Genomic DNA, 13,988 nt, shown 5'->3' with positions numbered 1-13,988 from the left:
TATGCGGGACCAAGCTGCCGCTGACGACAGACTGCTCTATCATTTGATCGGTGTTTCCAGACCATAAAAATCAAAAAACTCCGTTGCCCGATCTAAGGCTTCGGCACTCTCTGAGTGGAAGAAGACGTTTCCTTCCCAGAATTCAACGTAGTCGGTAGATCCATTCACAAGCAATTTGGCATCCCAATTTCCGACGCTGAGCAATGTACAGAGGGTAATCAAACGCTCGCCTTCTAGATTTTGTTGAGGCGTACCAGCGAATTGATCCGGCAAACTATCCGACAGCGGTCCTAGAAGGACACCTGGATTTTGGACAAGATGATCGTCTGGTAGATCGTGGCTTAAAACATTGAGAAAATGGCGCGTTTGGGATGGGAAACCATCGGTAAAGTGGTCTATCCAAAGCAATCTGTGTGAGTTTTTCGGTAGCCAGTCTGCTATCGAAAGAAATAACGCAGAAAACTGTATTGGGGCTGGATCAAGAAAGCGCCCAATCCGCTCTGGCTTAGTCGGCCCGTCGCATATTACGTGTAAGAGCCGCCTGTACCAATCATTCTCTAGGGAGACCGCGTACTTATCCTCACCCAGATATTTGACCGCGTCTGCAATATTAAGAGATTTCACTTCTATCTGCTCGATCATTTCTGGTGTCTGGGTGACGATAGGTTCGGTTCAGATGTTAGTCAATTTGGGCTCTAAGCAGACATCCCTGCCGTTCGGACAACATGGCCGATAACGCCGAGTGAAAGCTTTCTAACAAAGAGTAGCGATCGACCAGGCAAAAACCGACGCGGTTTACGGACACTCCCTAAATCTAAGCTTTCAGCCGTATTACGGCATAAAACCGGACAACCTGCGTTGACGCGGCGCGGCGCTTGGTGCCTGCTAGGGATCAAAGGGCGCAGCAGCGTCCGCCGGATATAACTCCGCCGAATATGATGACGTCAGGATGTAACCCGATGACAGCCCCCCGCGCGCCGCGCCTTCATCCTGCCGCCCCCCTTTGTGCGCGCGAAGTGGCGCAGGGCAAACTGGACCGCCGTGAATTCTTGTCCCGCACGACCGCGCTTGGTGTGACCAGCGCCGCTGCTTACGGGTTGCTTGGCGCGGCGATGCCGACGCAGGCGCAAGCACAGGCGCAGCTAGGCGGCACGCTGCGGATGCAGATAGAGGTGCGCGCGCTCAAGGACCCGCGCACATACGACTGGCCGCAGATGTCCTATATCACCGCAGGCTGGCTGGAATACCTTGTCGCCTACAACAACGACGGCACCTTTACGCCGTGGCTTTTGGCAGGCTGGGACGTGAACGACGACGCGACCGCTTATACCCTGCACGTCCGCCCCGATGTGACATGGAACGACGGCACCGCCTTTACCGCCGCCGATGTGGCCCGCAACATCACCCGTTGGTGCGACAAGTCGGTGGAGGGGAACTCTATGGCGACCCGCATGGCGACGCTGATCGACCCGGACACGGGCAAGGCCATCGACGGCGCGATCACCGCGACGGACGATTTGACCGTGACGCTGACCCTGCCCTTTCCCGACATCACGATGATTGCAGGCATGTCCGATTACCCCGCCCAAATCGTGCCCGCAGATTTCAACGCAGATGACCTGGTCGCCAACCCCAAAGGCACCGGCCCATATTTGCCAGAGGTGGTCGAGGTCGGCACCCGCGCCGTGCTGACCCGCAACACAGGCCATAACTGGTGGGGCGACGCCGCAGGCTTTGGCGCGGCTATCGACCGGTTTGAATTCATCGACTACGGCACTGATCCATCAGCCTTTGTCGCCGCCGCAGCCGCAGGCGAGGTTGACGTCATCTATGAAACCGTCGGTGAATTTGTCGATATTCTGGACGGCATGGGCTGGCAAAAGTCAGAGGTCGCGTCAGGCTCTACCATCGTGATCCGCACCAACCAACTGGCCGAGGTGGACGGCCAAACGCCTTATGCCGACGTGCGCGTTCGCCGCGCGATCACCATGGCTGTCGACCCAGAGGTGTGTCTGGAGCTTGGCTACGGCCACCGCGGCGTCGTGGCGCGCAATATGCACATCGGCCCGATGCACCCCGAATGGGCCGACATTCCCGCTATTCCGGTTGATCCAGCCGCAGCCTTGGCCCTGATGACCGAAGCCGGCCAGCAAGATTTCGAGATGGAGCTGGTTTCTATCGACGATGACTGGCGCAAGAACACCACCGACGCGGTCGCCGCCCAGCTGCGCGACGCTGGTTTTACCGTCAAACGCACCACCGTCCCCGCCAGTACATTCTGGAGCAACTGGACGACCTATCCCTTTTCATCGACCGACTGGAACCACCGCCCGCTTGGCACGCAGACCTATGCGCTGGCCTACCGGTCGGGCGAGGCGTGGAATGAAACCGGCTTTGCCAATGCCGCCTTCGACGCCTTGCTGGCAGAGGCGAACGCGATTGCAAACGCGGACAAGCGGCGCGTGGTCATGGCCAAACTGCAGACCATTTTGCGCGACGAAGGCGTGATTTTGCAGCCCTACTGGCGTTCGCTTTATCGCCACGCGGCACCCGGCGTGATCGGCGCGCAGATGCATATCGCCTATCTGCCCCGGCTGTACGAATTTGCCTTTGCGGCTGGTGCGGGCACGACGAGCGAGCCTTAACCTGCTGCGTCAGGTCTTGGCCTGCACCCCGTCACCCTGCGGCGAATGGGCGACACCATTGATCTGGTCGGCAACGCCTTGCAGATGATCCACCTCTTCGCGTATCGGCATCGCGCCCTGCGCATAGGACATCGCACGCTGGGATTGGGCCCTCGCGGCATAGGCGAAAATACCGGGGCTTTGCTGCGCCATCGCAAGCAGGGCGCGTTGCAAAGTGATCTGCACCTCATACAGGGCCGCCCCGTCGCGGGCGGTGGCGGCAAAGGCGTCGCGCAGCATTTCATCTGCCGACATGCCGCGAACCCAAAGATGCGGAAAATCAATGTCAGGCACAGCGCGGTCGTCCCACAGTGACATCACGCGGGTCATGCGGCGGATCACATCAATGGCGGTGCCCGGATCGTTCACCGCAGGCGACAGCGCACGGCTGGCGATTTCCGATAGGGTGATCATGCCAAAGCGCGGGTCTTGGTCAAAACTGCGATCCATCCCGATGTCAAAGCCGTCGTGGATTTCCGCCAGTAGCGTATCGAATTCGGGCCCAATCGGCCCTTCCAGCACATGCGCCAGCACAGTGCCCTGATAGACAAATTCCCCCGGCAAAACATCAAGATAGATGCTAAAGCCCGCGTCCTGCGCGAGCGTATTGAGGCGGTCCAGATTGATAAACTGCATATGCCCCACGGCGCGGCTAGGCAGCGGAATGGCGCGGTCTGGCGGGCTGCGGCCCTGCATCGGATTGGCCCCCAGCCAAGGTGCCGCAAGGCGGTTTTTCATCGCATTTGTCGTCGCAACCTCGACCCGGTCCATCGTGTCGCTCAGGCGGCCAAAGTCGGTCAGGTGGCCGATCCAGCGCACAAGGTTAAAGACGATCAGCACCAGCACAAGGATCGTCGCGGCGAACAGAATAACGCGCCCGCCCTCGCCATAAATGCCGATTTTCAGGCTGATAATCCCGACCAGTGAAAAGATGAACGCCCCCAGAAAGCTGGCCAAGACTTGCTGCGCGGTGCGGTCGGTTTTCAGTAATTGAAACGCCCGCGGTGTGGCTGTGCTGGACGCGGCGGCAAAGGCCGACAGCATGATCGACAGCGAAAACGTCGTGACCGCCAGCATGGATGACGCAAGGATATTGAGCAGGCTGTCGATGGCATCAGCGCCGATCTGAAAGGCCAGCTCCTCAGGGATCAGCCCGCGCAGGGCCACGGCGATAAAGGCCGCGACCAGCGCCAGCACCGCATAGGCCCCAATCGGCACCCAGATATGGGCAAACAGACGATTCAGGCGGTAGCGTAAAGAGGATAACAAGGGGCAAGGGCCTTTCGCAGCAGACGCCAGTGCGGCGCCTCGTTCCCAGCAACATAACGCAGCGCGCGTGAATGCCTAGATGCAAGGCCGGGAACATTCGCGGCGCTCAAACATTGCGTCCCCAGCATAAAGGGACGAACGCAATGCGCGACGACAATCTAAACTGAGCGATGCCCGTGATGCGCGCAGGCTACGCTGGCCGCGCGTTGGTGTATCTTATCGTGTCCGGGGTATCGCTGTTCGCGATCTGGCACGGCGGAGAGGCGAAAGGCACCTCAGAGGCGCTGTCCACGGTCGAACGGTCCCCCTTTGGCATGGTCGCGCTGATCGTCGTGGCGCTTGGCCTGTTTGCCTATATGATCTGGCGGCTGATTGATGCGTGGTTCGACCTAGAGGACCACGGGACCGACGCCAAAGGGCTGTTTGCCCGCACCGGACAAGCCGTCACCGGGCTGATCCACGGCGCGCTTGGCGGGTTGGCGCTGCTGCTGCTGTTTGGCAGCACCGACAGCGGCGAAGGGTCCAAAACCGCGTTTTACATGTCCAAACTGCTGTCATGGCCGATGGGTGCGATCGTCATCGGCGTGGTTGCGGTGATCACCATGGGCGCTGGCGCCTATTATCTGCACAAAGCGTGGAGCCAGAGTTACCGCCAGAAACTGCAGGCGAACCACTTTACGCTGCATTGGAACAAGCTGCTGCAAATCGGCGTCGCGGCGCAGGGTGTGTCTGTGCTGATTATCGGCTTTCTGATCGGGCTCACAGCGTGGCGGCATGACCCGAGTGCCGCGGGCGGGCTGAACAAGGCCTTTGGCTGGCTGTCGCAGCAGGCCTATGGCCAAGCGCTGGTAACCGCGATGTGCGTCGGCTTGTTGCTGTTCGCCCTGTTCATGGCCGTGAACGCGGCCTATCGCATCATCCCGCGCCTGAAAGACCCGGACGTTCTGTCACTCGCGCAGAAGCTAAAGCAAAAGGCAGAGGCGGCCTAGTTGCCCCAGATCACACGGACATAGTTGCGGGTTTCGGCATAGGGCGGGATGCCGTTGTATTTTTCCACCGCGCCGGGGCCTGCGTTATAGGCGGCCAGCGCGTGGGGCCAGTTGCCGAACTTGTTGTACTGCGCCTTCAAGTAGCGCGCGCCGCCCTCTAGGTTTTGCGCCGGATCGCGGGGATCGACGCCCAGCAGGCGGGCGGTCCCCGGCATCAGCTGCGCCAGACCCATCGCGCCTTTGGTCGATACGGCGGCCACGTTCCAGCCTGATTCTTGCTGAACCAGCCGCAGGAAAAGATCCTCTGGCACGCCATGTTTGCGGGCGGCAACGCGGGCCACATCCAGCAGCGGTCCGTTATAGCGGCCGATATAGCTAGGCACCGCTGGGGCGGTCACGGGAATGATCGCACGCGGCGGCTGCAAACGCACAGAGTTGCTGTATTGCTTGGACGCGCGGTTATCTAGAACCGACAGCTGACTTTGGAACAATGCCATGCGCGACGAGGTTGATACCGTGTCCGCAAAGCTGGGAGCGCCCGAAAGTGCCAATGTCGTCAGCGCCAATGTCGTTGTCAGTGCCAGACCCATGATCCGCATACCGTCACCCAATGCCGTTTCAATCTGCGAAGGCTAGACCAAGCCGGCGCCGATGTCAGCCAATTTCCGATCACCTTTGCGCGCAGACGCCTCTGCGCGCAAAGGTGAACTGTTGTTGGCCAACCGGATCTGGCGGCCAGATCTTGCCGCCAGATCAGGCCGCTTGATCGGTTCACCTTCGCCTGCTTATCTGCCACATTGGCGCAAACTTAGAATCGTAAGGAAAAAGTCATGGCAGGATCGGTCAACAAGGTCATTCTGATCGGCAATCTGGGTGCCGATCCAGAAGTCCGTACCTTTGGGAACGGCGGCAAGGTGTGCAACCTGCGCATCGCCACGTCAGAGACGTGGAAAGACCGCAACTCTGGCGAGCGCAAGGAAAAGACCGAATGGCACACCGTTGCCATCTTTCAAGAGGGTCTTGTCGGCGTGGCCGAGCGTTTTTTGAAAAAGGGCTCTAAGGTTTATATCGAAGGCAAGTTGCAGACCCGCAAATGGCAGGACCAGTCCGGCGCTGACCGCTATTCGACCGAAGTCGTGCTGCAAGGCCCCGGCACCGTGCTGACCATGCTGGACGGCGCGAGTGGCGGCGGCGGCGGTGGCGGTGGTCGCGGCGGCAATGATGGCGGCGGCTATGACCAAGGTGGCGGCTACGGCGGCGGCGGCAATTCCGGCGGTGGCTACGACCAAGGCGGCGGTTACGGCGGCGGCAGCTCTGGCGGCGGCTCGTCCTCTGGCGGCGGCGGCGGTGGTCGCAGCGATATGGACGACGAAATCCCGTTCTAAAAGACAAACGCCGCCCCAAGGGGCGGCGTTTTGCATTGCGGGGCTTGGTTTGCCTGCGGGGGTGTCTGCGGCGGTTTAGGCCGCGTCGCGCAAGACGCTCAGCACCGCATCCGCTGGCACGTCGGATGTGACAAACGCCTGCCCAATCCCGCGCGCTAGGATGAACCGCAGTTGCCCCGCGACGACTTTCTTATCCTGCCCCATCAGCCCCAGCAGCACCTCTGCATCCGGCAAATCGCCATCGATATCGCGGATATCAACCTTTTGCCCCATCGCTTTAAGGTGGGCGCGCACGCGGCTTGGGTCTTCTTGACTGCACAGGCCAAGGCGCGATGACAGCTCGAACGCCATGGCGCAGCCGATGGCGACACCTTCGCCGTGCAGCAGGCGGCCGGAATACCCGGTCGCCTTTTCCAGCGCGTGGCAAAAGGTGTGGCCAAGGTTCAGCAGCGCGCGGTCGCCCTGCTCTGTCTCGTCGCGGGCCACGATCTCGGCCTTCATCTCGACCGACCGCGTGACCGCATGAATGCGCGCGGCGATATCGCCATCCGCCATGGCGGGGGCGTTGGTTTCCAGCCAGTCAAAGAACGACGCGTCCCCCAGCAGGCCGTATTTCACAACCTCGCCGTAGCCCGCCAGAAAATCGCGGCGCGGCAAGGTGGCCAGCAGGTCCGTATCCGCCAGCACAAGGCTGGGCTGGTGGAACGCACCGATCAGGTTTTTGCCGTGGCGCGTGTTGATACCGGTCTTCCCCCCGACAGAGCTGTCGACCTGCGCCAGCAGCGTCGTGGGGATCTGCACAAAGCGGACCCCGCGCCGCAGCACGGCCGCCGCAAAACCGCCCAGATCGCCAATCACGCCGCCGCCTAGGGCGATGACGATGTCATTGCGCTCGACTTTCTGGTCGAGCAGGAAATCACAGCATGCCTCGAGCTGGGCCCAGCTTTTCGTCGCCTCTCCGGCGGGCAGGCGCAAGGCTTCGGATGTGATGCCAGCAGCGGTCAGTGACGCCTGAAGCTGGGGCAAATGCAGCCCCGCCACCGTATCATCGGTCAGGATCGCGACATGCTTGCGCCCGCCAAGCGCGGCGATACGCGCGCCCGCACCGGACAGCAGATCGGTGCCGATCACCACATCGTATTCACGCCCCGGCAGGGCGACGGGAACAGTTGCAGTCATAAGGCCTCCAGCACATCGGGACGGGTAAGTAGCAGTGACATCACGCTTGATGTCGTGTCTTCGATCGTGGCGCGGTGCCCGACGGCCAGATGCAGCTTGGCCTTGGCATAGATCGGCGTGCGCGCGTCATAAATTTCCGACAGGGTCGCATAGGGGTTCGCCGTGCGCAGCAGCGGGCGCGAATCCTTGTGCCGCACCCGGTCCCACAGCACCGGCAGCGGCGCGTTCAGCCAAACCGCGACACCGTGCTTTTTGATCTGCTTGCGGTTCCGCTTGGCCAGAAAGGCACCGCCCCCCGTGGACAGGATACAAGGCGAGCCCATCAGCAGCCGGGCGATCACCTCTGATTCGCGGCGACGAAAGAAAGGTTCGCCGTCACGGGCGAAAATCTCAGCAATCGTGGCGTTTGCAGCGGTCTCAATCTCGTGATCGCTGTCAAGAAAGGGCACATCCAGCCGCTGCGACAGCGCGCGGCCAATCGCCGTTTTGCCAGACCCCATCATCCCCACCAGCACGACCGTGCGGCGCAGGGCATAGCGTTGCTGCGTCTCATCGCTTTGCATCACGGGGTTCAAATTCCCTTTTTGGTGGCCCCGAACAGGCTGTGCGCCGCCGAGTTTCGAATTGTCACCCTGAATGGCGTGATCTTGCCGAAAAGGCCATATATAAACATGGCACAGCCCGGCACACGATCGGGCGACAGGCAAACGACGGGACGCGAAAATATGTGGCGCTTAATCAAAACCCTTTTCATTTTGGTGCTGCTCGCGGCGGTGGCCTTTGTGGCCTATGCCTATGCGGGGCCTTTGTTTTTCCCGAATGACTTTGCCCCGCCCAGCACCCAAATCACCCAGCCCGTCACGCTGGAGACGAAATAGCTATGGCGCAACGCGGCCTGATGCTGCCCCTGTTTCACGCCGCGTTTCTGGCCGCCGCCAGCAGCGCTTTGCCGCTTGCGGCCCAATCGGATCAGCCACTTTCCGCCATCGACTGGCTGTCGCAGTCGGTTGAACCGCCCGTCGCCGCGGCCAAAGCGCCTTCCAAACCCCGCCTGAACGAGCCGCCCACCGCCGACGGCGCGGGCACGCCGCAGATCATCGTCACCCCGCTTGATGCGGTGGCCCCCGACGCCATCGGAACGCTGGCGCAGGCTGACACCGGCCTGCCGGTGACACTATGGTCCGCGAGTGACAGCGACATGCTGGCGACGCTTATTCAGGCGCAGTCAGAGCCAGAACTGCCCGCGCTGCACGATCTTTTCGTCACGCTGCTGCTGGCCAAGGCCGACGCCCCCGCGGGCGATGCCGGGGCCTTGCTGCTGGCACGCATCGACAAACTGCTGGACCTAGCAGACCTGACAGAGGCGCTGGCCCTGATCAAAGCCGCCGACCCCATAGAACCCGCCCTGTATCGCCGCTGGTTCGACGTCGCCCTGCTGACCGGCACAGAGGACGAGCCTTGCGCCGCAATGCAGACCGCCCCCGGTCTGGCCCCGACCTATCCCGCGCGCATCTTTTGCCTTGCGCGCAGCGGCGACTGGATGGCCGCCGCGCTGACGCTGAACACCCACCGCGCCCTTGGCGATATGCCCGATGACGAAGACGCGCTGCTGTCGCGCTTTTTAGACGCCGACCTTGTCGATCCCGCAGCGCCCTTGCCACCGCCCGACCGCATCAGCCCGCTGATCTTTCGCATGCGCGAAGCCATTGGCGAAGGGCTGTCCACTGGCCCGCTCCCCCTTGCCTTTGCCCGCGCGGACCTGCGCGACACCGTCGGGGAAAAGGCGCGTCTGGACGCGGCCGAACGCCTGTCCTTGCACGGTGCGCTGTCGCCGCAGGACCTGTCCCGTGTCATGACCGGCGTGACGCCCGCCGCATCCGGCGGCGTCTGGGACCGGGTCGACGCGTTTCGCAAATTTAACGCCGCCATGAACGACGGCGACCCGGATGCCGTAGCAGACACCCTGCCTACCGTCTGGTCCGCCATGCAAGAGGTCCGGGCAGAGGTCGGCTTTGCCACCCTGTATGCCGCCCCCCTGTCGCAGATCGACCTGACCGGACCCGCCGCACAGATCGCGACGACCGTGCAACTGCTGTCGGGCGATTATGCCCGCGCCGCCGCCCTGCCGGACGTGCCGGCCTTTGTGCGCGCTGCGGCCCTTGGCGATTTCACGGGCGTTGATCCGCGCAGCAGCATGGAAGAGGCGATCGCCGCAGGTTTTGCCGATACGGCCCCGCCGCAGGTCTTTGCCGACCTGCTGGCCGAGAAAAAACTGGGCGAGGCTTTGCTGCGCGCCCTGCCCTTGTTTGACGCAGGCGTCGCAGGGGATGCACGCTCTGTCACCGATGCGCTGCTGGTGCTGCGCCGCGCGGGGCTGAACGATGTCGCCCGCCGCGCCGCCCTGCAACTGCTGCTGCTGAACCGCACCCTATGACGGACACCGCCGCGCAGGGGCCAGACGCGATGGCCCACTGGATCCAAACCTTTGTGGCCGCCCAAGCGGCAGAGCTTGACGCCGCCCGCAACACCCAGTTGGCCTATGCCCGCGATTTAAGCGATGTCGCAGGCTGGCTGGCGGACAAGGGGCTGCACTTTGCCACCGCCACGCAGGACGACGTCACCGGCTACCTGATCGACTGCGACAATCAGGGCCTGTCCCGCGCCACCCGCGCCCGGCGCCTGTCGTCGATCCGCCAGCTGTATCGTTTCGCATTCGAGGAAGGCTGGCGCAGCGACAACCCCGCAATCCAGATCAAAGGGCCGGGCAAGTCCAAATCTTTGCCCAAAACCCTGACCGTCGACGAAGTCGGCCGCCTGATGCAAGCGGCCCGCGACTGCGAAGTGGATGCGGTCAAGAACACCTGCCTGATGGAACTGCTTTACGCCACCGGCATGCGCGTGACCGAACTGGTGTCTCTGCCCGTGTCTGCGGCCCGCGGCGATCCGCGCATGCTGCTGGTGCGCGGTAAAGGCGGCAAAGAACGCCTTGTGCCCCTGTCGCCTCCCGCCCGCGCTGCCGTCACCGCTTGGCTGATCGACTGGGACGCGGCGCAAGAACAGCGGCGCACCGCAGGCAAGCCCGTGTCCAAATACCTGTTTCCGACGCGCGGGAAAATCGGCCACATGACCCGGCAACGGTTCTTTTTCCTAATCAAGGAACTGGCGCTGACCGCTGGCATCCCGCCCGCTGACGTCACCCCCCACACGATGCGCCACGCCTTTGCTACGCACCTGCTGGCAGGCGGGGCCGATTTGCGCGCGATCCAGATCATGCTGGGCCATGCCGACGTTGCCACAACCGAAATCTACACCCACGTTCTGGACGAGGCGCTGAGCGCACTTGTCTTGACGCACCACCCGCTGGCGCGCAAACCAAAGCCCCAATAAACCCGCAAACCCTTGAAGCGGGCCGCAACCATCCCCATAAACCCTCAAACCACTTTATATAGGCAGACCATGGACCCCGTATCGACCGCCGCCCCGCTTTTTGACGCAGCCTTTTGGCTGACGGCAGGCGGCATCATGGTGCTTCTTGTCATGTCGGGCTTTTTCTCCGGCTCTGAAACCGCGCTGACCGCCGCCTCGCGCGGCAAATTGCGCGCTGCCGCCGACCGGGGCAGCAAAGGCGCGCAAAAGGCGCTGGATGTCACCGAAGACAGCGAACGGCTGATCGGCTCGGTCCTGCTGGGCAATAACGTCGTGAACATTCTGGCGACGTCGCTGGCCACCGCGCTGCTGACAAAAACCTTCGGCCCCAACGGTGTCGCGCTCGCCACGCTGGTCATGACCCTGCTCGTCCTCATCTTCGCCGAGGTGCTGCCCAAAACCTACGCGATCACCAATCCCGAAAGCACTGCGTCACTGGTAGCCCGGCCGATCCAGCTGATCGTTATCGTGTTTTCGCCCATCGTTAATGCCGTGCGCTACTTTGTGCGCGGCGTCCTTTACGTCTTTGGCGTGCGCACCGATCCTAACAGCCACATCCTTGCCGTGCGCGAAGAAATCGCCGGTGCCCTGCAACTGGGCCACTCCGAAGGCGTGGTGGAAAAAGAAGACCGCGACCGCATTCTGGGTGCCCTCGACCTCGCCGACCGCACTGTGGCAGAGGTGATGCTGCACCGCTCTGGGATTGAGATGGTCGACGCTGACCAGCCCGCCGTCGACATCCTGCGCCAATGCCTTGAATCGGCCCATACCCGCCTGCCGCTTTACCGTGATGATCCCGAAAACATCGTCGGCGTCATCCACGCCAAAGACCTGCTGCGCGCCATCCACACCAGCGACGCCGATGGCGGCGACCCACTGACCCGCGTCGACATTATGGACGTGGCAATGCCGCCCTACTTTGTGCCTGAAACCACGGCGCTGGACGAACAGATGCGCCAGTTCCTGAAACGCAAAACCCACTTTGCACTGGTCGTGGACGAATACGGCGCGCTGCAGGGTCTGCTGACGCTTGAAGACATCATCGAAGAAATCGTCGGTGAAATCGCCGATGAATTCGACGAAGAAGACGACTACGTCTTCACCCAGACCGAAGACGGCGCCTACCTTATCGACGGCTCGATGACGATCCGTGACGTCAACCGCGCCCATGACTGGAGCCTGCCTGACGAAGAGGCAAACACCGTCGCAGGCCTCGTCATCCACGAGGCGCAGATCATTCCCGTCGAAGGTCAGGTTTTCTCGTTCCACGGCTTCCGGTTCGAGGTTGTCGACAAAGACGAAAACCGCCTCGCGACCCTGAAAATCCGCCCGCTTTAAACCAGCAAGGGCGCGGCTCAAACCGCGCCCTTGCCCTGCAAGACGCGGCACTTGTCCCATCATCTTGCCAAAAAATACTCAAAACTCTGATCCGGCCCACGGCGCGCCCATCAGCGCCCCTTGAACAGCCCGCCCAAAATCCCGCGCACAATGCGCCGCCCGGTGGTGCCTTTCAGCTCTTTGATCACAACGCTGGCGATTGCCCCGCCAAAGCCTTGATTGGACGTGCTGCTGCGCTTGCGCGATGTGGACCGCCCGGTTTGCGGCGCATCATAGCGGCGGGCCTGTTTGAATTCGCGCTCTTTCGCTTCGGCAGCTTCCTCTGCTGCTTCGGCTTTTGCCGCCTCTGCGGCAGCGCTATCGGCACGTTTGGATAGCATCTCGAACGCACTCTCGCGGTCGATCGCCGTGTCGTATTTCCCGGCCATTGGGCTCGCCGCCATCAGGGCCGCGCGCGCCGCCGCATCAATCGGTCCCAGCTGCGACGACGGCGGGCGGATCAAGGTGCGCTGCACCATCATCGGCGCGCCTTTGCCGTCCAGCATGGATGTCAGCGCCTCTCCGGTGCCGACCTGCTGGATCGCCTCTGCCGTGTCGAAATCGGGGTTGTCGCGATAGGTCTCGGCGGCTTTTTTCAGGTCCTGACGGTCGCGGGCGGTGAAAGCGCGCAAAGCGTGTTGCACCCGGTTACCAAGCTGGCCCAGCACATCGTCGGGCACATCGGCGGGGTTTTGCGTGATGAAATAGACGCCCACGCCCTTGGACCGGATCAGACGCGCCACCTGTTCGACCTTATCGACCAAGACCTTTGGCGCGCCGTCGAACAGCAGATGCGCTTCGTCGAAAAAGAACACCAGCTTGGGCTTATCCGGGTTGCCGACCTCTGGCAGCTCTTCGAACAGCTCTGACAAGAGCCACAGCAGGAACGTCGCATAAAGCTTTGGCGATCCCATCAGCTGATCGGCAGCAAGGATATTGATCTGCCCGCGCCCGTCGGGGGCGCAGGTCATCATATCAGCCAGCTCTAGCGCGGGTTCACCAAACAGCGCATTGCCGCCTTGGTTTTCCAGCGTCAGCAGGCTGCGCTGGATCGCCCCGACCGAACTGGCCGCAACATTGCCATACCGCAGGGACAAGTCTTTGGCGTTCTGCCCGGTCCAGACCAGCAGCGATTGCAGGTCTTTGAGGTCCAGCAGCGGCAGACCTTCTTCATCTGCGACGCGAAAGGCGACGTTCAGCACGCCCTCTTGCACGTCCGTCAGACCCAGAAGCTGCGCCAACAGCAGCGGCCCCATCTCGGCCACGGTGGCGCGGATCGGGTGGCCTTGCTGGCCCAGCAGGTCCCAGAATGTCACAGGAAAGGCGGTGTATTGCAGATCCAGCCCGATTGTCGCGGCCCGTTTGGTAAAGGCGTCGTGCAGTTTGAAATCTGCCGTTCCGCTGGCGGCCAGACCTGACAAGTCCCCCTTCACGTCGGACAAAAACACCGGGACACCAGCGGCCGAAAACCCTTCGGCTAGAATTTGCAGCGTGACGGTTTTACCGGTGCCCGTGGCCCCCGCGATCAGCCCGTGACGATTGGCCTTGTCCAGCAGCAGGGCCTGCGCCTCGCCGTAATCTTTGCCACCGCCACCGATAAAAATGCTGTCAGACATGCCGTCCCCCGAGTTTTCATTCCGGTCAAAATACATCCTTAACACCTCTATGCCAGAACAAAG

General features: G+C 62.0%; 13 protein-coding genes. 7 read left to right on the top strand and 6 right to left on the bottom strand.

Annotated features, from left to right (window positions below; genetic code table 11):
• Nucleotides 1–39: 39 nt before the first annotated feature.
• The gene (locus tag BM131_RS01945) at nt 40–642 is read right to left on the bottom strand and encodes a hypothetical protein (RefSeq protein ID WP_090184868.1); all 603 of its coding nucleotides are present in this window, start codon (nt 640–642) and stop codon (nt 40–42) included.
• A 317-nt stretch (nt 643–959) separates the two neighbouring features.
• Here BM131_RS01945 and BM131_RS01940 point away from each other — a divergent pair, with 317 nt between their 5' ends.
• Nucleotides 960–2,645, top strand: a complete 1,686-nt coding sequence (locus BM131_RS01940) for an ABC transporter substrate-binding protein (protein WP_090184865.1) — start codon at nt 960–962, stop codon at nt 2,643–2,645.
• Nucleotides 2,646–2,654: 9 nt separating this feature from the next.
• Here BM131_RS01940 and BM131_RS01935 read toward each other — a convergent pair whose 3' ends face one another.
• Nucleotides 2,655–3,953 carry a DUF2254 domain-containing protein gene (locus tag BM131_RS01935; RefSeq protein WP_175499123.1) on the bottom strand — a complete coding sequence of 433 codons (1,299 nt, stop codon included), beginning with the start codon at nt 3,951–3,953 and terminating at the stop codon, nt 2,655–2,657.
• 179 nt (nt 3,954–4,132) lie between these two features.
• Between BM131_RS01935 and BM131_RS01930 the strand changes: the two genes are divergently transcribed.
• On the top strand, nt 4,133–4,942 hold the full coding sequence (locus tag BM131_RS01930; protein WP_245754107.1) for a DUF1206 domain-containing protein: 810 nt from the start codon (nt 4,133–4,135) through the stop codon (nt 4,940–4,942).
• Here BM131_RS01930 and BM131_RS01925 read toward each other — a convergent pair.
• Nucleotides 4,939–5,532 carry a lytic transglycosylase domain-containing protein gene (locus BM131_RS01925; protein WP_090185340.1) on the bottom strand — a complete coding sequence of 198 codons (594 nt, stop codon included), beginning with the start codon at nt 5,530–5,532 and terminating at the stop codon, nt 4,939–4,941. The two genes, BM131_RS01930 and BM131_RS01925, sit on opposite strands and share 4 nt — an antisense overlap.
• A gap of 240 nt (nt 5,533–5,772) precedes the next feature.
• Here BM131_RS01925 and ssb point away from each other — a divergent pair, with 240 nt between their 5' ends.
• On the top strand, nt 5,773–6,327 hold the full coding sequence (gene ssb / locus BM131_RS01920) for a single-stranded DNA-binding protein (protein ID WP_090184860.1): 555 nt from the start codon (nt 5,773–5,775) through the stop codon (nt 6,325–6,327).
• A 75-nt stretch (nt 6,328–6,402) separates the two neighbouring features.
• Here ssb and aroB read toward each other — a convergent pair whose 3' ends face one another.
• Both aroB and BM131_RS01910 read right to left on the bottom strand, forming a co-directional pair.
• Complete coding sequence (gene aroB / locus BM131_RS01915) at nt 6,403–7,506, bottom strand: 3-dehydroquinate synthase (RefSeq protein ID WP_090184857.1); 1,104 nt, start codon at nt 7,504–7,506, stop codon at nt 6,403–6,405.
• The gene (locus tag BM131_RS01910; RefSeq protein ID WP_090184854.1) at nt 7,503–8,069 is read right to left on the bottom strand and encodes a shikimate kinase; all 567 of its coding nucleotides are present in this window, start codon (nt 8,067–8,069) and stop codon (nt 7,503–7,505) included. The genes aroB and BM131_RS01910 overlap by 4 nt, the downstream gene beginning before the upstream one ends.
• Between BM131_RS01910 and BM131_RS19900 the strand changes: the two genes are divergently transcribed.
• From BM131_RS19900 to BM131_RS01890, 4 genes are all read left to right on the top strand, one after another.
• A complete protein-coding gene (locus BM131_RS19900) occupies nt 8,046–8,384 on the top strand; it encodes a hypothetical protein (RefSeq protein ID WP_139222574.1) in 339 nt (112 codons plus the stop codon). The two genes, BM131_RS01910 and BM131_RS19900, sit on opposite strands and share 24 nt — an antisense overlap.
• A 2-nt stretch (nt 8,385–8,386) precedes the next feature.
• On the top strand, nt 8,387–9,940 hold the full coding sequence (locus tag BM131_RS01900; protein WP_245754106.1) for a hypothetical protein: 1,554 nt from the start codon (nt 8,387–8,389) through the stop codon (nt 9,938–9,940).
• Entirely contained in the window at nt 9,937–10,893 is a 957-nt protein-coding gene (locus BM131_RS01895; protein ID WP_245754105.1) for a site-specific tyrosine recombinase XerD, read from the top strand. Before BM131_RS01900 ends, BM131_RS01895 begins: the two co-directional genes overlap by 4 nt.
• Before the next feature lie 69 nt (nt 10,894–10,962).
• Nucleotides 10,963–12,270, top strand: coding sequence for an HlyC/CorC family transporter (locus BM131_RS01890; RefSeq protein WP_090184850.1), 1,308 nt, complete (start codon nt 10,963–10,965; stop codon nt 12,268–12,270).
• 110 nt (nt 12,271–12,380) lie between these two features.
• On the opposite strand, the gene BM131_RS01885 is transcribed toward BM131_RS01890, so the two are convergent.
• Nucleotides 12,381–13,925 (bottom strand): helicase HerA-like domain-containing protein, encoded by a 1,545-nt coding sequence (locus BM131_RS01885; protein ID WP_090185331.1) that lies wholly within the window; start codon nt 13,923–13,925, stop codon nt 12,381–12,383.
• Nucleotides 13,926–13,988: the final 63 nt, after the last annotated feature.

It is taken from the genome of Loktanella salsilacus (assembly GCF_900114485.1).
GTDB classification, from domain to species: Bacteria; Pseudomonadota; Alphaproteobacteria; order Rhodobacterales; family Rhodobacteraceae; genus Loktanella; species Loktanella salsilacus.
Note: the sequence above shows the minus strand (reverse complement) of the source record. Positions and strands in the feature narration are given on the sequence as shown.

Bases quoted from the DNA above. Each gene is read 5' to 3' on its own strand.
- BM131_RS01945 (WP_090184868.1), bottom strand. From the start codon at position 642: ATGATCGAGCAGATAGAAGTGAAATCTCTTAATATTGCAGACGCGGTC.
- BM131_RS01940 (WP_090184865.1), top strand. From the start codon at position 960: ATGACAGCCCCCCGCGCGCCGCGCCTTCATCCTGCCGCCCCCCTTTGT.
- BM131_RS01930 (WP_245754107.1), top strand. From the start codon at position 4,133: ATGCGCGCAGGCTACGCTGGCCGCGCGTTGGTGTATCTTATCGTGTCC.
- BM131_RS01925 (WP_090185340.1), bottom strand. From the start codon at position 5,532: ATGGGTCTGGCACTGACAACGACATTGGCGCTGACGACATTGGCACTT.
- ssb (WP_090184860.1), top strand. From the start codon at position 5,773: ATGGCAGGATCGGTCAACAAGGTCATTCTGATCGGCAATCTGGGTGCC.
- aroB (WP_090184857.1), bottom strand. From the start codon at position 7,506: ATGACTGCAACTGTTCCCGTCGCCCTGCCGGGGCGTGAATACGATGTG.
- BM131_RS01910 (WP_090184854.1), bottom strand. From the start codon at position 8,069: ATGCAAAGCGATGAGACGCAGCAACGCTATGCCCTGCGCCGCACGGTC.
- BM131_RS01900 (WP_245754106.1), top strand. From the start codon at position 8,387: ATGGCGCAACGCGGCCTGATGCTGCCCCTGTTTCACGCCGCGTTTCTG.
- BM131_RS01895 (WP_245754105.1), top strand. From the start codon at position 9,937: ATGACGGACACCGCCGCGCAGGGGCCAGACGCGATGGCCCACTGGATC.
- BM131_RS01890 (WP_090184850.1), top strand. From the start codon at position 10,963: ATGGACCCCGTATCGACCGCCGCCCCGCTTTTTGACGCAGCCTTTTGG.
- BM131_RS01885 (WP_090185331.1), bottom strand. From the start codon at position 13,925: ATGTCTGACAGCATTTTTATCGGTGGCGGTGGCAAAGATTACGGCGAG.